Below are 18,411 nucleotides of genomic sequence, written 5' to 3'. Positions count from 1 at the left end.
GATGACGGCTGGAAGGACACAAAGCGAGGAGTGACTCTATGCGGAAAATGATTATTGCCATGGTTGCCGTGATCGCAGTCAGCGGTTGCAGCACGACCGAGCAGGACGTTGGTGTCGGCGCTGGTGTCGGCGCGCTGGCCGGCGGCCTGATTGGCGGCGGCAGGGGTGCGCTGATCGGCGCAGCTGTCGGTGCCGGCTCCGGTCTGCTGGTGCGCAACCTGCGCAATGGCTATTGCCAGTATCGCGACAACCGCGGCCGTCTCTACACGGCTCGCTGCTGATCCGTATCAGAACGCGTCAATCAACGCGGAGACCGGCTGAGCCGGTCTCCGTTTGTTTTGTGTTTGGGAATGACCCGCTTGCGGCGGAATTTCAGGCCGACAGCGGAATCCTGATTTCCACATTCAGCCCGTCAGCACGAAAATCGCGCTTGATCGTGCCCCGCAATTCGCGCGTGACATTGAGGTCGATCAGTTTGGTGCCGAAGCCGGTTTTTGCTGGCGGTTCGAGCTTCGTCTGCCCGGCCTCGCGCCAGTTGAGAGCCAGTGTCCTGTCAGGTCCGCGCCCTTCCATCGACCAGTCGACCTTGAGCGCGCCAACCGAATTGCCGGCTTCGCCATATTTCAGCGCATTCGTTGCCAGTTCATGAAAGGTCAAGCCAAGCGCCTGCGTCGTCGTCTCATCGAGAAGAACCTCCGGCCCTGACAAAATTCCTTCGGGAAGCTCCTTTCCGAACACCTGGCCAAGCTCGATGCGCAAGAGATCGCCGAGATCGGCTTTCTGCCAGCGCGAGCGCGTCAGCATGTCCTGGGAAGCCGCCATCGCCTGCAGTCGGGCCGAGAAGGACGCCGAGAATTCGTTGACATCGGTGGCACGCGACGCCGTCTGGCGAGCGATCGCCAGCACCCGCGTGATCGAGTTCTTGATGCGATGCTTCATTTCCTGCAGCATCAGGTCTTTTTCGATCAGGCTCTTTTCGGTTGTTTCGTGCAGCAGCGACACCGCGTCATAGGCCCGCTCCTGATAACGAGCCACCAGCGCAATGGCGCCTGCCAGCATCAGGCCGAACAGGCCGAGCATCACCGGAATGGCGCGCGAGGAGGGTGGCGAGAAGGCGCTTGTCGGCCTGAACAGGACGGTCCATGGACGACCGGCCACGGTGATCTCGCGCGTGACCAGAAGCCGGTCGCCGAAGATTGCAACCGGCGGCGTTTCCGATTGGAACAAGAGATTGCCGGCATCCACCTTGCCATCAAAGATTTCCGTGTTGACCGGCAGCAGCGGCGCCCGGCTAAGCGCGGTCTGGAACAGATCGCGGGCGCGGAAGGCCGCATAGAGAAAGCCTGAGGTCGAGGATCTCGACGCATTGATGACGTCCGGCGCGGTTTCGACATTGAGCCGGACGAAAACCAGGAACCCGGTAAAGGTCTGCGCAGCGCCGGTACCCTGACCGAGTTGGAGGAGTCCGCTCGCGTGCTGCTGATCGTCAGCCATCGCCTTTTCGATTGCCTCCCGCCGCACCGGTTCGGTGAACATGTCAAAGCCGATGCTCGACTGGTTGGATGGGTCCAGCGGCTCGAACATGAAGATGGGCGTGCGCCACGGCAGCGTCGTGTCCGGATAGACCGCATGGGCGACGCCATGGTCGTGCAGGATGTCGCGCTCGACCGCCGCCTCGTCACCGGTTTTCGCCAACCGGAGAAAGCCGATGCCGCGCAGGCCGGCAAAATTTTTGTCGACATCGAGCGCGTTGAAGAACGCCTTGAACTCGCTTTGCGAAATGTCGCCATTGCGGGCGTCGAACAGCGCCCGGCTCGAGCGCAGCAGCGACAGATGCAGGTCGATGCGGCTCTCTATCCGGTTGAGCGCGTCGTCCGCCGTCGCCGCGAACTTGATGCGCGCCGCTTCCTGCGTGGCAAAATAGGCGAATCCCGCCATCGTCAGGCTGATGAGCGCGACGGCAATGAAGGCGACGATCGGGAAAAACTTCTTCAACGGAGGATGCGGCCCATGACGGTTTCGGGCCTTTATGGGCAAGTCCCCGCGGCAACACAATGGCGCGGCCAAATCATCGTGACGGCTGGCATATCACATCGCCGAGAATTAGCCGGCTTACTAGACGTGGTCAGGCCAGAGACAGCACCTTCAGGCGGCGATCTTGAGCGCGCCCGGCCCGGGAATGGCGCCGGGCGGACATTTGCCCAGGATGATCATGCCGAGCACCTCGTCCTGGGTAACATCGGTGGTGCGCGCCGTGCCCACGACCTGGCCGTTCTTCATCACGCAGACACGGTCGGCGAGTTCGAACACATCATGAATGTCGTGGCTGATCAGGAAGATGCCGATGCCGTCGGCCTTGAGCTGCTTGACCAGTTCGCCGACCTGCGCCGTTTCCTGCGGCCCGAGTGCCGCCGTCGGCTCGTCCATGATCAGGATGCGGGCATTGAACAGGATGGCGCGCGCAATCGCCACCGACTGCCGCTGGCCGCCCGACAGCTTTACCACCGGCTCCTTGAAGCGTTGGAAGCGCGGATTGAGCCTGCCCATCACCTTGCGGGCCTCGGCCTCCATGGCGACGTCATCGAGCGTGCCCCAGCCGGTCATCAGCTCGCGGCCGAGGAAGAGGTTGGCGGCGGCGTCGACATTGTCGGCAAGCGCCAGCGTCTGGTAGATCGTCTCGATGCCATATTTCTTGGCATCGCGTGGATTGGAGATCGCGGCCTCCTGGCCATTGACGAAGATCTGCCCCGCGTCGCGTTTGTAGGCGCCCGACAGGATCTTGATCAGCGTCGATTTGCCTGCGCCGTTGTGGCCGAGCAGCGCCATGACCTCGCCCGGGAAAAGATCGACGGAGGCATCGTCGACCGCGCGAATGCCGCCGAAGGCGATCGAGATGTTGCGCATGTCGATCAGCGGCGTGCCTGTGGGAGCAGTTTTTTCCATGATCGTTCTCCTCCCTAGACCCGCTTGCGGTAGACGGTGTCGAGCCAGACGGCAACGACGAGCACCGCGCCGACGACTATGCTCTGCAGCGGCGAGTCGATGCCGAGCAGCACCATTCCCGACTGCAGCGACTGCATCAGCAGCGCCCCGAGCATGGCGCCCATCACCGTTCCGGCGCCGCCCGCCAGCGACGTGCCGCCGATGACGGCAGCAGCGATGACCAGGAGTTCGTCCAGCGTGCCCAGCGCATTGGTCGACGCGTTGAGACGGGCCGACGAGATCGCCGCGCTGATCGCGGCCAACACGCCCATGATCATGAACACCTTCATGGTCACCCAGCGTGTGTTGATGCCGGCAAGTTCGGCGGCCTCCGGATTACCGCCAATGGCGAAGACATAGCGGCCGAAGCGGGTGCGCTTGGTGATGAAGGTCATGACGATGCCGACGGTGATCGCCATCAGCACCGGTATGGCGATGCCATGGGCGATGAACAAACCGCCTTCGGGAAGGGTGATGCCGTTCTGCAGGGCGTACTGGCGCACGATGCCGATCGGCCAGGGATAGGAATTGGCGATCCAGACGGCGCCAAGAATGGCAACGCAAGCAACCACGCCAAGCAAGGTCTCGGCCCACACGGGACGCAACGGGAACTTGAACCGTTTGCGCTGCGACCGGCCGTTGAGCAGCGCGAAGGCAACCGCCGCACAAGCGACGACGCCGACGATCCAGCTGGCAGTGGCGCCGATCGAACCCCGTGGTCCGCCGCCCATGAGCTGGAAGGTGGCGTCGAGTGGCGCGACCGTGCGCCCGTTGGTTACCAGCCAGGCTGCGCCGCGCCAGACCAGCAGGCCGCCCAGCGTTACGATGAAGGCAGGAACTTCGAGATAGGCTATGATGAAGCCCTGGAATGCGCCGATCAGGAGACCGAGCACCACGCCGGCGGTCAGCGCGATGATCCAGAGCCAGGGATCTCCAAGTTGGAAGCCGATGACGCGAATGAGGAATTCGGCCTGTGCCACGCCCATGATCATACCGATCACGCCTTCGACGGAACCAACCGAAAGGTCGATGTTGCGCATGACGATGACCAGCACCATGCCGGTCGCCATGATCGCGACCGAGGAGGTCTGCACCGACAGGTTCCAGAGATTGCGCGGCGTCAGGAAAAGCCCGCCCGACAGGATGTGAATGCCCACCCAGATGACGAGCAACGCGCCCACCATGCCGAGCATGCGCGTGTCGAGCTCGGTTGCCTTGAGGAAGCGTCCGACGGTGCTGAGTTCGGATGCACGCGCCCGGTCTGCCGGCGTATTGGCGACCGGCGTGTTGGCAGTGTCGGTCATGATGTCCTCCCACCGGTTTGCCGTCTGGCGCGGATGCCGGAAACACGATGCTATTTGCTTTCCGCAGTCATTTGAAGCGGAAAGCCCCTTGAGAAACGCCGCGGCTTTGGAGCCGCGGCGCCGAGATCGAACCGGGATCCGGTTCGGTTTTAGTTACAGGCCGCGACGCTGCCCGCGGCGACGCCCGCACAGACCTCGTCCTTCTTGATCCAGCCGGCATCGATGACGACGTTGAGGTTGTCCTTGGTGATCGCGATCGGCGTCAGGAACAGCGAGTTGGTCTCGTTGCCGCCAGGCGTCGTGAACTTCACGGCGTTCGGGATCTTGTCGAGCGCAGTGCCAGCGGCCAGCTGCGAGGCGATCTCGGCGGCGTTCTTGCCGAGTTCGCGTGCATCCTTCCACACCGACACGGTCTGCGTGCCCAATGCAACGCGGTTCAGTGCGGCATGGTCGCCATCCTGGCCCGACACCGGAACCGATCCTGCCAGCCCTTGCGCCGTCAGAGCGGCGACGACACCGCCGGCGGTGCCGTCATTGGCTGCAACCACCGCATCGACCTTGTTGTCGTTGGCGGTCAGGAACTGCTCCATGTTCTTCTGGGCGTTGGCCGGCAGCCAGCCGTCCGTATAGGCCTCGCCGACATTCTTGATCTTGCCGCTGTCGATGGCGTCCTTCAGCACTTCCATGGAGCCGGCGAACAGGAAATCGGCATTCGGATCGGCACCCGAGCCCTTGATGAAGACGTAATTGCCTTCCGGCTTCACCTTGAACACTTCGCGGGCCTGCATGCGGCCGACTTCCTTGTTGTCGAAGGTCAGATAGAACACATCCTTGTTTTCGATCAGCCGGTCATAGCCGACGACCGGGATGCCTTCATCCAGCGCCTTCTGCACCGCCGGCCCGATGGCCGAGGCGTCCTGCGCAAGGATGATGAGCGCGTTGGCGCCTTGCGAAATCAGGCTCTCGACGTCGGTCAGCTGCTTGCCGGGATTGGACTGCGCGTCGGCGGAAATATACTTGTCGCCGGCGGCCTCGATCGCCGCTTTCATCGCGGCTTCGTCGGTCTTCCAACGCTCTTCCTGGAAGTTCGACCACGAAACGCCAATGACCTTGTCCTTCGCCTGGGCGACCGACGCGAGCGTCAGCGACATGGCGACACCCGCCAGGATGGCGGCTGCGAATCTCTTCATAATATCCTCCCTGCGCCGCGTGCGGCGCGACCAAACTGGCCCGAAGGCCGGCACAAGGCTCTATTTTTTCGAGCCCCGAAAAAATACTGATCTAACACCAGAGCACTGTCAACATCGATTCTGATGGATTTTGATGTGCTGGTGACTTTTTTTCGAGGCTCGGAATAAATAATGACAGGCTCCCCTGCTTCTGCCAATATTTGCTACGGCGTGTCGCCCAAAGTGCGCAGTGGTTTTGGGATGACGACACGCACAGGAACTATACCCTAAAATGCGTCGCGTGAGTCCATTCAGACGCAACGCACTTTAGGCGTCGCCGACGGCCTATACGATCAAGAGAGGCCGCGACGACGACCGGGAGGAAGACAGAACCATGTCGGTTGGAATCCGCCACGACGACTTGCGCCGGCGCAACCGGGCGATGGTGCTTTCGGCCGTGCGCCGGGCCGGCCAGCCGTCGCGCACGGAGATCGCCGCAACCACCGGTCTCAGCCATTCGACCATATCGGCGATTTCCTCGGACCTAATCGGGGAAGGCATCCTGGCCGAGAGCAAGGCCAGCGAGGCTGTCGCGCTGAAACGCGGCCGCCCGCAAGTCGGCCTTGGCCTCAATCCGGAAGCCGCGGCGGTCATGACCGTGGTGCTGTCGCTCAACTTCCTTTCCGTCGCCGTCATCGACTATGCCGGCCAGCTGGTCGCCGAGGAACAGCGCCGGCTGGACACGCTGAGCATGCCGCGCGACGAACTGATCGGGGAATGCGTCGCCATCGTCCGCCGCCGGCTCGAAGACGCCGATCTCGACGTCCACAGCATCGCCCGCATTGCGATGGGCATTCAGGGCATCACCGATTCCCACGCGCGCGCCATGCTGTGGTCACCGATCACGCCGCTGACCGACATTGCTTTCGCCGACATACTGGAGGCCGAATTCGGCATTCCGGCCACGATGGAAAACGACTGCAACATGATGGCGGTGGCGCTGCAGTGGCGCGATCCCGACCGCTACCGTGACGACTTCATCGCCATCCTGCTCTCGCACGGCATCGGCATGGGGCTGGTGCTGAAGGGAGAGTTGTTCACCGGCACCCATTCCTCGGGCGGCGAGTTCGGCCATATGATCCATCGCCCGGGCGGCGCGCTTTGCCGTTGTGGGCGGCGCGGCTGCGTCGAGGCCTATGCCGGCAACTACGCCATCTGGCGCAACGCCAGGCAATTGGGCGAGGACGCCGAGCCGGTCGCCGACGTCAGCGACGCCGACATGCGAACTCTGGCAGCTGCGGCACGTGAGAAAGACGGGCCGGAGCGCGAGGCCTACCGCAAGGCTGGTGAAGCGCTGGGCTTCGGTCTCGGCAGCCTGTTTGCGCTGATCGATCCGGCGCCGGTCGCCATGGTCGGCGTCAGCGCCGCCGCTTTCGACCTGATCGAGCCGGCACTGCGCGAGGCCATCGCCCAGACGGCCGGCGGCCAGCATTCGAAATCGATCTCCTTCGACACCGAGCCGAATGAACTGCCGCTGATCCGCGAAGGCTGCGCCATGCGGGCGCTGAGCTTCGTCGACCAGGAGATTTTCGCACCAGGCGCGCAGGCCCGAACGGTCACCGGAAAGAACGTGGCCTGAATTCAAACCGGGCGACTAGTCTTCCCTGATCGCGTATCCCGCACCACGGATCGTCCGGATGACGTCGGGCATGCGGCCATTGTTGACCGCCTTGCGCAGCCTGCCGACATGCACATCCACCGTGCGTTCGTCGATGTAGATCGTCTCACCCCAGACATTGTCGAGCAGTTGGCTGCGCGAGAACACCCGGCCGGGATGCCGCATCATGAATTCGAGCAGCCGGAATTCGGTCGGCCCGAGCCGGATTTCGCTCTTCTTGCGATAGACCCGGTGCGATTCGCGATCGAGCACGATATCGCCGACCTTCAGCACACTGGACAGCACTTCCGGCTTGGCGCGACGCAGCAACGCCTTCACCCTGGCCATGAATTCCGGCGTCGAGAACGGTTTGACCAGATAGTCGTCGGCCCCCGTCGAGAGGCCGCGCACCCGGTCGCTCTCCTCGCCGCGCGCGGTCAGCATGATGATCGGCAGCCGTTCGGTTTCCGGCCGCATCCTGAGGCGCCGACAAAGCTCGATGCCGGAAACCGCTGGCACCATCCAGTCCAGCACCAGAAGATCGGGGACGTTTTCCTGCAGCCGGATTTCAGCCTCGTCGCCGCGCGTCACCACCTCGACCTGGTAGCCCTCGGATTCGAGATTGTAGCGGAGCAGCACGCCTAGCGGCTCCTCGTCCTCCACCACCATGATGCGTGGCGCGATCATCGACTGGTCACCCCTGTCATGCCGCCGGCGCGGACATCGCCGTTTCGTCCTGCTTGGGACGATTGGCAGGCAATTGTGAACCGGTCAGCACATAGTAGGCGTTTTCGGCGATGTTGGTGACATGGTCGCCGATGCGCTCGAGATTCTTGGCGCAGAACAACAGATGCGTGCATGCGGTGATGTTGCGCGGGTCTTCCATCATGTAGGTCAAAAGCTCGCGAAACACCGAGGTGTATTTGACGTCGATGCGCTCGTCGTTGTTCCTGAGCGTGGCGAGCGCTGCTGCGTCCGCGGCTGCATATTCCTCGATGACCCCTTGCACCTGGACCAGCACCAGCTGCGCCATCACATCGATGGAGTGCGAGAGGTCGCGCGGCGTGACGCTGAGGCCGACGGTGCCGACGCGCTTGGCGATGTTCTTGGCAAGGTCGCCGATACGTTCGAGATCGCCAGCCATGCGGATCGAGCCGACGACCGCACGCAGGTCGTTGGCCATCGGCTGGCGCTTGGCGATTAGCGTGATGGCGCGGTCGTCGAGCTCGCGCTGACGCGCATCCATGATGGCGTCGTCGGAAACGACACGCTGCGCCAATGCGTTGTCCGAATTGAGCAGCGCCTTGGTCGAGCCGCTGACCATCGAGCGGGCCAGGTCGCCCATGTCGCGGATCAGCTGGCTGATCTGCTCCAGATCCTCATCGAACGACGCGACGGTATGTTCACCCATGATCTTCGTCCTCGTGTCTGAAACTTCGCTGTCAGAACCGCTCAGCCGAACCGGCCGGTGATGTAGTCCTGGGTGCGCTTGTCGTCGGGGTTGGTGAACATCTTGTCGGTGGCGCCCTCCTCGACCAGATAGCCGAGATGGAACATCGCCGTGCGCTGCGACACGCGCGCCGCCTGCTGCATCGAGTGGGTGACGATGACGATCGTGTAGTTCTGGCGCAGTTCGTCGATTAGTTCCTCGACGCGAGCCGTGGCGATCGGATCGAGTGCCGAACAGGGCTCGTCCATCAGGATCACCTCGGGCGACACGGCGATGGCGCGCGCGATGCACAGACGTTGCTGCTGGCCGCCGGAAAGGCCGGTGCCTGCCTCCTGCAAGCGGTCTTTGACCTCGTTCCAGATCGCCGCCTTCTTCAGACTCGATTCGACGATCTGGTCCATGTCAGCCTTACGCTTTGCCAGTCCGTGGATGCGCGGGCCATAGGCGACGTTCTCATAGATCGACTTCGGGAACGGATTGGGCTTCTGGAACACCATGCCGACACGCGCCCTGAGTTCGACGACGTCGATGTTCTTGTCGTAGATATCCTCTTCGTCCAGCGTGATCTTGCCGGTCACCCGCGCCGAGTCGATTGTGTCGTTCATGCGGTTGAGGCAACGCAGGAAGGTGGACTTGCCGCAACCGGAGGGGCCGATCAGCGCCGTCACCTGGTTGAGGCGGACGTCGAGATTGACGTCGAACAGCGCCTGCTTGTCGCCGTAGAACACGCCGACCTTGTCGCCGCGCATCTTGATCACTTCGTTCGACTTGGCGTTCATTTTGTCGCCCACTGCGTTTTCAAGGGACTGTTCGGTCATGATGTTCATACCAAAATGCCTTTTTTCTACCAGCGCCGCTCGAACCGACGCCGAAGCACGATTGCGGTGATGTTCATGGCCATGAGGAAGACGAGCAGGATGATGATGGCGCCCGACATACGCTCGACGAAGGCGCGTTCGGCCTCGTTCGCCCACATATAGATCTGCACCGGCAGCGCGGTGGCCGGATCGAAAGGTGTCGTCGGATAATCGGCGACGAAGGCGACCATGCCGATCAGCAGCAGCGGCGCGGTTTCACCGAGCGCACGCGCCAGGCCGATGATGGTGCCGGTAAGGATGCCGGGGGCGGCAAGCGGCAGGATGTGGTGGAACACCATCTGCATCTTGGAGGCGCCGAGACCAAGCGCTGCCGAGCGGATCGACGGCGGCACGGCGGCAAGGGCAGCGCGCGTCGCGATGATGATCGTCGGCAGCGTCATCAGCGTCAGCACAAGGCCGCCGACGAAGGCGGCGGAGCGCGGCATGCCGAGGAAGTTGATGAAGACCGCAAGGCCGAGCAGACCGAAGACGATCGAAGGCACCGCGGCCAGATTGTTGATGTTGACTTCGATCAGGTCGGTGAAGCGGTTCTTCTTGGCGAACTCCTCCAGATAGATGGAGGCGGCGACGCCGATCGGCAGCGCCAGCAGCAGCACGATCACCATCATGTAGAACGAGCCGATGATCGCCACGCCCATGCCTGAGGTTTCCGGGCGGCTGGAGGCACCATAGGTGAACAGGCCGGTGTTGAAATGCTCTGCCATTGCGCCGTCGGCCCTGAGCTTGTTCATCCAGGCGATCTGCTGGTCGGAAACCTTGCGGCGTGCTTCCTCGACGCCGAGGTCGATCTGGCCCTTGAAGGCCGAGTCGAGATTGGCGGCAGCGAGAATGTTGACGTCGCGCGTCAAGCCGATCACCGACGGATCGGCGGCGACGATGTCGCGCAACTGGACGCGGGCGCCCTCGGACAGGAAGCCCTTGAGCTTCTGGATCGTCGGCTTGTCGTCGGGATTGATGCCGAGCTTGGCGATCAGTGCCTTTTCGGCAAGCTTGGGATAGTTCGCCTTGATCAGCACGCTCGGATCGGTGGCGCGCTTGTTGGAGGGATCGATCACCTTCTCGTCGAAGGAGATCGGCAGCGACACCGTCGTCTGCCAGAAGGCGGTGTAGCCCTTCGAGACGATGGTGATCAGCATGATGGCCAGGAATGCCAGGCCGACGGAAATCGCCATGACTCCGTAGATGCGGAAGCGGCGTTCGGCGGCGTAGCGGGCCTTCAGGCCGATGTCGCGGCGGGGATGCGCAACGGCACCCGCCATCGTGTCCATGGGGATGTCGGTCATTCGTACTGCTCCCGGTACTTGCGCACGATGTAGAGCGCGACGATGTTCATCACCAGCGTCAGCGCGAACAGTGTCAGGCCGAGCGCGAAGGCGACCAGCGTCTGCGGAGAATTGAACTCGAGATCGCCCGTCAGCTGATTGACGATCTTGACGGTGATGGTCGTCATCGCCTCGAACGGGTTGATGGTGAGATTGGCGGCGACGCCCGCCGCCAGCACGACGATCATCGTTTCGCCGATGGCGCGCGAGGCGGTCAACAGGATGGCGCCGACGATGCCGGGAAGTGCTGCCGGCAGGATGACGCGCTTGATCGTCTCGGAACGCGTCGCACCGAGGCCGAGCGAGCCGTCGCGCATGGCGCGCGGCACCGCGGTGATGATGTCGTCGGACAGCGAGGACACGACCGGGATCAGCATGACACCCATGACCAGGCCGGCGGTGAAGATGCTCTGGCCCTGGATGAAGGGCGAACCGCCGGTGAGCGCCGCGGACAGGTCGCGCAGGAACGGCCCGAGCGTGACGACCGCGAAGATGCCGTAGACGATGGTCGGTATGCCGGCGAGCAGTTCAAGCGCCGGCTTGACCACCGAGCGCACCTTGGGCGACGCATACTCGGCCATATAGACCGCCGACATCAGCCCGACCGGCACCGCCACCAGCAGTGCGACGGCGGCGATATAGAGCGTGCCGGCCAGAAGCGGAATCAGACCGAACTGGCCCTGGCTGCCGCCCGAACCGGCTGCGGCGAAACGCGGATCCCAAACCGTGCCGAAGAAGAAACTCATCGGCGACACGCTTTCGAAAAAGGTGATCGTCTGGAACAGCATCGAAAGCACGATCCCGACGGTGGTCAGGATGGCGATGGTCGAGGCGGCGAGCAGCCCCCACAGCATCAGCTTCTCGACATTGTTGCGCGCCCTTGCACGCGGTGCGATCTGCCTGAGGGCATAGAAGGCGCCGGCGATCGACAAAATGAGGATGACGGCAGCACCGAACAGGCCGAGCCTGTCCTGGACCTGGTTCGCCTCGACGGCGATCGGGATCATGTAATCCTGTGTATCGCTTGCCAGTGCCACACCCTTAGCGGCGAGCAGCGGCTGCAATTCGGCGAAGGTGGCGGGCAGCGCGGCCTGTGTGTTGGCATCAAGCTTGCGCAGGCCTTTGGCCAGGCTCTTCACCAGGCTCACGTCGAGCGCCTCGCTGGCAACCTTGCTGTCGACGGTGCGCTCGGGCAAGGCAGCGTGAATGTGCCGGTCGAGATAGACGGAAGAGCCAATGGTCCAGACGACAAGCAGCAGAACGGCGGGCAGGACAGCAAGCAGGAAAGCCCACCAGCCGTGATAGTGGGCACGCGAATGCGGCTTGACCCGACCATCATCCTGCACGGCGGCACGCTGCCGGCCGATGAAGAATGCAACCAGGCCGATGGCAATGACAATGGCGAGTACGAGCAAGGAAGACATGGACCCACCCCAAGGAAAACTCTGGTCGCAGCCGCCATTGCGGCGTGCAGCGAAATCAGGGCGCGGGTTTTGGCCCGCGCCCTGATCCGGTAGTTTGACTACATCGACTTTCCGGCTGCGAAAGCATCACGCTGGGCCTGACGCTCGGCGTCCGGAGCAGCAACGAGGCCGTATTCGGCGAGCGGGCTTTCCGGTCCGACCATCTGGTCGTCAAGGAAGAACTCGACATATTCCTTGAGGCCGGGAACGACGCCGAGATGCGCCTTCTTCACGTAGAAGAACAGCGGGCGCGATACCGGATACGTGCCGCCAGCGATGGTCTCGGTCGAAGGTACGATGCCTTCCACGGTTGCGACCTTCAGCTTGTCGGCATTGTTTTCGTAGAAGGCGAGGCCGAACACGCCGACGCCGGTCTTGTTGGAGTCGATGCGGGCGAGCGTCTCGGTATAGTCGCCATCGATGTCGACAGCCTTGCCGTCCTTGCGGATGGCGATGCAGGTCTTGCCGATCTCCTTGTCGTCGGCAATGCCGGCGGCCTTCAGAGCATCCTTGTCGCAGCCGGCATCGAGAAGCTTGGTCTCGAACACTTCGCGCGTGCCGTGCTTTTCGCCAGGAATGTAGGCAGCGATATCCCAGTCGGGCAGCTTCGGATTGACCTGGCTCCACTTGGTGTTCGGATTGTCGACAAGCTTGCCGTCGACGACGAGCTTGGCGGCGAGCGCCTTGTAGATGTCGGCGGGAACCAGCGCCCAGTCCGGACCCTTGATGTCGGTGGCGAAGACGATGCCGTCATAGCCGATACGGACTTCCTGGACTTCCTTCACGCCGGCGTCGACGCAGGACTGGAGTTCGTCCGCCTTGATCGGGCGCGAGGAGTTGGCGATGTCGATCGTGTCTTCGCCGACGCCCTTGCAGAATTCCTTGATGCCGGCGCCGCTGCCGCCGGATTCGACCACCGGGGTCTTGAAGTTGGTAAAGGTTTCACCGAACTGCTCGGCGACGATCTTGGCATAGGGTAGCACGGTCGACGACCCGGCGACCTGAATCTGGTCGCGCGCGGCGGCGAAGCCGGACGACGCGGCGAGCGCAAGCGCCGCGGCCGACGCCGTAAGGAGGAATTTCTTCATGTGGCCTGCTCCTGTTCGGAAGATGGTCTCTCGGCGCCAGTGTCTGTAAGCGCCCGCTGAGGCCAATAGCCCCCGATTATTACAGTCGCATGACAGTTTCGTGTCAGCCCGGTAACGTCGCACAGGCGTGTCGAAAACGGCAGCCGGCCAACCTCGGCAAGGCGGCCGCAGTTTGCCGCGGGAATCAGGGACTTGCGCGATTCCGGCCAGCATTTCCCCCGGCAATCGCCGCAACCGGCGTTGGAAAAGAAAAACCGGGCGGGAGCGCGTTGCCCGTGGCCAGAGCATATCGTGGCCGAACCATCGCCGAAAACAGGTCCGTTGGGGTAGATTTGATCCTGTTTCTTGCCGGCGGTCGCTTGCTCCCGCCCGTAACTGAAGGGGCGGATTCGATACGACCATTGTCCCGGCTGGGCGCGCCCATTGATATGGTGCGATCGCACCATGGTGTTTCGCGCAGGCGCGCTGCCGAATCTCCAGCGATCTTTCTACGCGGTTGGCGAAACACGCCCGACGGTGGTCCTATCCTGCGCTGCGCTGGACTTCGCCGCCAGTGCCGACCCAGCGCTCGACCTTTTCAAGCAAGGCCCTGGGGCTGATCGGCTTGGGCAGATAGTCATCCATGCCGGCTTCCAGACAGCGTTCACGATCGCCCTTCAGCGCGTGCGCGGTGACGCCGACGATGGGGATATGCGTGCCCGTTTCCTCCTCCAGCCGGCGAATTGCGGCCGTTGCTTCGAGACCGCTCATCTCCGGCATCGAGACATCCATCAGGATCATGCGCGGATTGAGCCTGCCATAGGCATCGAGCGCCTTGCGGCCGTTGCCGACGATTTCGAAACTGTAGCCGGTTTCGCCGATTATCTGGGTGAACACCATCTGGTTCACTTCATTGTCCTCGGCAACGAGGATATCGAGCCTGCGCTCGTCACCCAAGGCCCGAGCGCGGGCCCGAACCGGCGGTGGTTGCAGCAAGGCCCGTGCCGATGCGGCAAAGGGCTGCTGCACCGGCGGTGGCTCCGCTGTACCGTCGCCGGAACCGCCGCTCGCCGCCGGCAGCACGCGGCCGCCATTCGTATTGTGATGGTGGCGCTGGATGGTGGCGACCAGTGTCTCCAGCAGCACCGAGGAACGCGCCGGCTTGATCAGCTGCGCGTCGATACCAAGATCGCGGTAGCTGGTGTTGGCGAGAGACTGGTCGACGGATGTCAGCATGATGATCGGCGTATCGGTGAGGCCGGCAGTGTTGCGCACGATCCGCGCCATTTCAGCGCCGCTCATCTCCGGCATCTGGTAATCGAGCACGACGCAGTCGACTGGCACGCCATAGGCGGCAGCGGCGATAAGCACCTGCAACCCTTCGGCGCCGCTTTCCGCCGCGCAGGAATCGAAGGTCCACGATGTCATCTGCTCGCTCAGGATCGAGCGGTTGACGGCATTGTCGTCGACGATCAGCACCCGTGCGCCGGTCACGTCCACCGGCATGATCCGTCGTCCTGTCTGTTCCCCGGCTCTCGGCAGGGTGACGGCGAACCAGAAGGTCGAGCCCTTGCCTTCGGCACTCTCCACGCCGATCTCGCCGCCCATGAGGTCGACGAGCCGCGAAGTGATGGCAAGGCCAAGACCGGTGCCTTCGTGCCGTCTCGTCGACGTCGTATCGACCTGGCTGAATTTCTCGAAGACGAGCCCCAGCTTCTCCTCCGGAATGCCGATGCCGGTGTCGGTGACCGAGATGGTGAGCTTTGTTCCGGTCGGAACCCTTCGCCCGGTCACGTCGACCAGCACATGGCCTTCGTCGGTGAACTTCACCGCATTGCCGACCAGGTTGGTGACGATCTGCCTGATGCGGCCGACATCGCCGATGAACAGGCTTTCCAGACCGGGTTCGATGCGCACGATGAGCTCGAGGTCCTTCTCCTTGGCGCGTGTCGACACCAGCGTCGCAACGTCCTCGATCGCCTCGGGAAGGTTGAAGGGCGCCGGATCGAGCACTAATTGGCCGGCGTCGATCTTGGAGAAATCCAGGATGTCGTTGATGATGGTCAAAAGCGCATTGCCCGACTTGACGATGATGTCGGTAAACGTCTTCTGCTTCGGGTCGAGATCGGATTTGGCCAAAAGCTCGGCCATGCCGAGCACGCCATTCATCGGGGTGCGGATCTCGTGACTCATATTGGCCAGGAATTCCGATTTGGCACGGTCGGCAAGCACGGCGCGCTGCCGCGCCTCGCGCAATTCGGCCTCGCGCTGCTTCAGTTCGGTGATGTCGGTGGTCGATCCGATCAGATAGAGCGAGCCGTCGGACGCGATCATTGCGCCCTTGCGCGCGAACTGGTGGCGGACAATGCCGTCGGCCAGCGTCACGGTCTCTTCGACCTCCTGGGTTTCGCCGGTGCGCAGCACGGCGAGATCGCCATTGACGAACGCTTCGCCATCCTGCCCGAAAATCTCGATGTCGGTCTTGCCGATCGCATCGTCCCTGCTGAAGCCGGTGAGATCGCACCAGCCCTTGTTGACGTAGAACACCCTGAGGTCCGAGCGCTTGGCGTAGATCGACACCGGCACGTTGTCGATGAGGCTGCGGAACACCTCGTTCTCGCGCATGCTTTCTTCCAGCGCGTGTTCGCGCGCCTTGACCTCGGTGATGTCGGTGCTGGAGCCGACCAGATGCACCGACCCGTCCAGCGCCACCAGACGGCTCTTGCGCGTCATCAATTGCCGCAGTGTACCGTCGCGATGGGTGACGGGCTCTTCTATTTCCTTGCCGTGACCGGTGACGAGAACCTCGGTGTCGTCATGGCTGTAGCCTTCGGCCTCGTCGGTGCCGAACAACTGGCGATCGGTTCGGCCGATGACCTCTTCCTTGGCGATGCCGGTCAGGGCGCACCAGGCCTTGTTGACGAATTCGATGCTGAGATCGTCGGCCTTGATGAAGGCGGCAACCGGCAGTTCGTCCATCACGTGCCGGAACAGGTCGATCTGGCGCATGCTCTCATGCAACGCCTTTTCGCGGCTCTTGATCTCTGAGATGTCGACACGCACGCCGATGAAGGTGCCGTCGTCGGTCCGCATGTCGTAGACCTGATACCAGCGGCCGTCGGGATTGAGACGCTCGTAGGATGAGTTGGGCATACGGTAGCGGGCGAGAATGCCGTCGAGCCAGCGCTCGGGATCGCTGTCGTACAGTTTGTCGACTTCGGGATCGCCACAGACGCGGAAATAGCCGACCGAATGGCCCAACTCCAGCGCCTCGCGGAAGGTGCGGCCAGGTTGCCATACCGGCTTCAGGGCGGGCAGCGTGTCCTGCAGCTTGTGGTTGGCGAAGACGAAATTGTCGTCGCGGTCGTAGATGATGACGGCAGCCGGTAGCGATTCCAGCACGGTGGCGAGATTCTTGCGGGCGTCCTCGGCTTCCGTCTCGCGGCGCTTCATGTCGGAAATATCGAAGATGAAGCCGGCGACATAGTTGCGGCCGCTTGCCATGCTGACGCGGTTTTTCCGGACGATGCGCGAGCGCCCGATGCCGGCGAACGCGAAGTTCTCCTCCACTTCGTAAGGTTTGCCGCTCGCCAGGACCTGCCTTTCGCTTTCCTCGAACTGCACCACCTCCTGCGGCGTGACGAAATCGCCGCCGAGCTTGCCCAGCATCGCCTGCGGCGTTTGTCCGAACAGGGCGGAGAACGCCTCGTTGACGAACACGAAGCGCAGATTGTCGTCCTTGACGAAGATCGGGTCCTTGACGCCGTTGATCACCGCCTCGGCCAGCCGCGACTTCTCCAGCGCTTCGGCGAGTTTTGCCTCGCGATCCTTCATCTCCGTAATGTCGACATAGGAAATGAGCCGCTTGCCGCCGGCAAGCGGTGCCATCGACGAGATCAGCGTGCGGCCGTCATTGCGCGGGAACTGCCGCGATCCGGCCGTACCCGCCCGGATTTCCGCCTCGCGCTCGGCGATATGCCGCTGCCATGCCGCTTCTTCGAATCCATAAGGGTCGATATCGCGGCTGGCATCCATGAGGTCACGGAAGCTGCAGCCGATCTCGGCGCGCCGGGCATCGATCTGCCAGAAATCGTAGAAGGCGCGATTGATGACTTCCACGCGCAGGTCCGCATCGAGGACGAGGACACCGATCGGCATCTGATCGACCATCGTGCGAAGATTGGCGAAGGTTTCGGCGGTCCTGGCGTTGGCGCTCTCGGTCTCGGCATCGCCACGCTTGGCGTCCATTGCGCTGCCTGACCACGGAACGCTTTGCTCCTGCGTCTGCCTCAGCTCGTCGAACGCCTCGGCCAGCGCCGTGACATTGCGGCCAATGCCGCGATAGCCGGCAAATTTCCCCTCGGTATCGAAACGGGGAAAGCCGGTGATGCAGACCCAGCGGCAGCCAACGCGGCCGCCTTTCAATTCGTAGGCGAAATCACGAAACGGCCGATGCGCCTGCAGATCCTCCAGATGCGCGGCAGCATTGCGATCGCCGTCCAGCATCTGCTTGAGGAAGTCGAAGCGAAACCGGCCAAGAATGCTGGCGGGATCGATGCCGGTGGCGGCCTGATAGTTTTCCGAAACCCAGGAAAAGCGCAACTCGGCGTCAGTCTCCCAGATCCAGTCCGCGCCGGCTTCGACCAGTTGGCGCAACGCCTCGGTCGAATCTATGTGTCCTGTGAACGATGGCGCGCCGTCGCCATGTGCTGCCTTGCGCGGGGCCCGCTTGCTGCGTGTCCCCGCTGTCCCTGCTTCTTCCGCCATGCCGTCCCCGAAACCAAGGCCGAACCTTCCCCGCGGTTCGCCGACGGAATGTGCCCGAGAAGCATTAATGATCCGCTAACCATAACGGATTGCAATCATCAGGAAACAGCAACTGGAACTGCGCCAATGCCGCCGGTTGTCGGCGGGACCGCAGCCGCGTTATAAGTCACATAGGGGTGTTGCTAATGTTCGGCCGGATTCTGCCTTTTTTTCTGTGCGTGATGCTGCTTTTCGGCAGCGGTTGCGCACGCAGCTATGACGGCACGGTGGTCATCCCCCGACCGCTCGACGTCAGGCGGTTTTGGGACAGAGATCCGTCGCAGACACGAGCGAGTCAATTGCAGATGGAGAC

Annotated in this window: 13 protein-coding genes; 2 read left to right on the top strand and 11 right to left on the bottom strand. The window is 62.8% G+C overall.

The window, feature by feature from the left end:
• Positions 1 to 38 precede the first annotated feature (38 nt).
• Positions 39 to 281, top strand: coding sequence for a YMGG-like glycine zipper-containing protein (locus LHFGNBLO_RS11595; RefSeq protein ID WP_258607086.1), 243 nt, complete (start codon positions 39 to 41; stop codon positions 279 to 281).
• Between the two features lie 91 nt (positions 282 to 372).
• Here LHFGNBLO_RS11595 and LHFGNBLO_RS11590 read toward each other — a convergent pair whose 3' ends face one another.
• From LHFGNBLO_RS11590 to xylF, 4 genes are all read right to left on the bottom strand, one after another.
• Positions 373 to 1,995: a CHASE domain-containing protein gene (locus tag LHFGNBLO_RS11590; RefSeq protein ID WP_258607084.1), complete on the bottom strand. Its 1,623-nt coding sequence runs from the start codon at positions 1,993 to 1,995 to the stop codon at positions 373 to 375.
• Between the two features lie 150 nt (positions 1,996 to 2,145).
• A complete protein-coding gene (locus LHFGNBLO_RS11585) occupies positions 2,146 to 2,943 on the bottom strand; it encodes an ATP-binding cassette domain-containing protein (RefSeq protein ID WP_258607069.1) in 798 nt (265 codons plus the stop codon).
• Positions 2,944 to 2,957: 14 nt separating this feature from the next.
• A complete protein-coding gene (locus LHFGNBLO_RS11580) occupies positions 2,958 to 4,286 on the bottom strand; it encodes a sugar ABC transporter permease (protein WP_258607060.1) in 1,329 nt (442 codons plus the stop codon).
• A gap of 149 nt (positions 4,287 to 4,435) precedes the next feature.
• Positions 4,436 to 5,476 (bottom strand): D-xylose ABC transporter substrate-binding protein, encoded by a 1,041-nt coding sequence (xylF, locus tag LHFGNBLO_RS11575; protein WP_258607059.1) that lies wholly within the window; start codon positions 5,474 to 5,476, stop codon positions 4,436 to 4,438.
• A 373-nt stretch (positions 5,477 to 5,849) separates the two neighbouring features.
• Between xylF and LHFGNBLO_RS11570 the strand changes: the two genes are divergently transcribed.
• Positions 5,850 to 7,094: an ROK family protein gene (locus LHFGNBLO_RS11570; protein WP_258607049.1), complete on the top strand. Its 1,245-nt coding sequence runs from the start codon at positions 5,850 to 5,852 to the stop codon at positions 7,092 to 7,094.
• Positions 7,095 to 7,109: 15 nt separating this feature from the next.
• Here the strand turns inward: LHFGNBLO_RS11570 and phoB are convergent, their stop codons facing one another.
• The 7 genes from phoB to LHFGNBLO_RS11535 form a co-directional block, all read right to left on the bottom strand.
• On the bottom strand, positions 7,110 to 7,799 hold the full coding sequence (phoB, locus tag LHFGNBLO_RS11565; protein WP_010911896.1) for a phosphate regulon transcriptional regulator PhoB: 690 nt from the start codon (positions 7,797 to 7,799) through the stop codon (positions 7,110 to 7,112).
• Between the two features lie 16 nt (positions 7,800 to 7,815).
• The gene (phoU, locus tag LHFGNBLO_RS11560) at positions 7,816 to 8,523 is read right to left on the bottom strand and encodes a phosphate signaling complex protein PhoU (protein ID WP_258607047.1); all 708 of its coding nucleotides are present in this window, start codon (positions 8,521 to 8,523) and stop codon (positions 7,816 to 7,818) included.
• A 41-nt stretch (positions 8,524 to 8,564) separates the two neighbouring features.
• Entirely contained in the window at positions 8,565 to 9,389 is an 825-nt protein-coding gene (gene pstB / locus LHFGNBLO_RS11555) for a phosphate ABC transporter ATP-binding protein PstB (protein ID WP_258607045.1), read from the bottom strand.
• Between the two features lie 17 nt (positions 9,390 to 9,406).
• On the bottom strand, positions 9,407 to 10,723 hold the full coding sequence (pstA, locus tag LHFGNBLO_RS11550) for a phosphate ABC transporter permease PstA (RefSeq protein ID WP_258607036.1): 1,317 nt from the start codon (positions 10,721 to 10,723) through the stop codon (positions 9,407 to 9,409).
• Positions 10,720 to 12,186 carry a phosphate ABC transporter permease subunit PstC gene (gene pstC / locus LHFGNBLO_RS11545; RefSeq protein ID WP_258607034.1) on the bottom strand — a complete coding sequence of 489 codons (1,467 nt, stop codon included), beginning with the start codon at positions 12,184 to 12,186 and terminating at the stop codon, positions 10,720 to 10,722. Before pstC ends, pstA begins: the two co-directional genes overlap by 4 nt.
• Positions 12,187 to 12,284: 98 nt before the next feature.
• The gene (locus LHFGNBLO_RS11540; RefSeq protein ID WP_258607032.1) at positions 12,285 to 13,313 is read right to left on the bottom strand and encodes a substrate-binding domain-containing protein; all 1,029 of its coding nucleotides are present in this window, start codon (positions 13,311 to 13,313) and stop codon (positions 12,285 to 12,287) included.
• Between the two features lie 522 nt (positions 13,314 to 13,835).
• Positions 13,836 to 18,059 carry a PAS domain-containing protein gene (locus LHFGNBLO_RS11535; protein WP_258607030.1) on the bottom strand — a complete coding sequence of 1,408 codons (4,224 nt, stop codon included), beginning with the start codon at positions 18,057 to 18,059 and terminating at the stop codon, positions 13,836 to 13,838.
• Between the last annotated feature and the right edge of the window lie 352 nt (positions 18,060 to 18,411).

Origin of the sequence: Mesorhizobium sp. AR10 (genome assembly GCF_024746795.1) — a bacterium.
Lineage (GTDB): Bacteria > Pseudomonadota > Alphaproteobacteria > Rhizobiales > Rhizobiaceae > Mesorhizobium.
The sequence above is the reverse complement of the archived record's forward strand: the minus strand, read 5'-3'. Positions and strand labels throughout refer to the sequence as shown.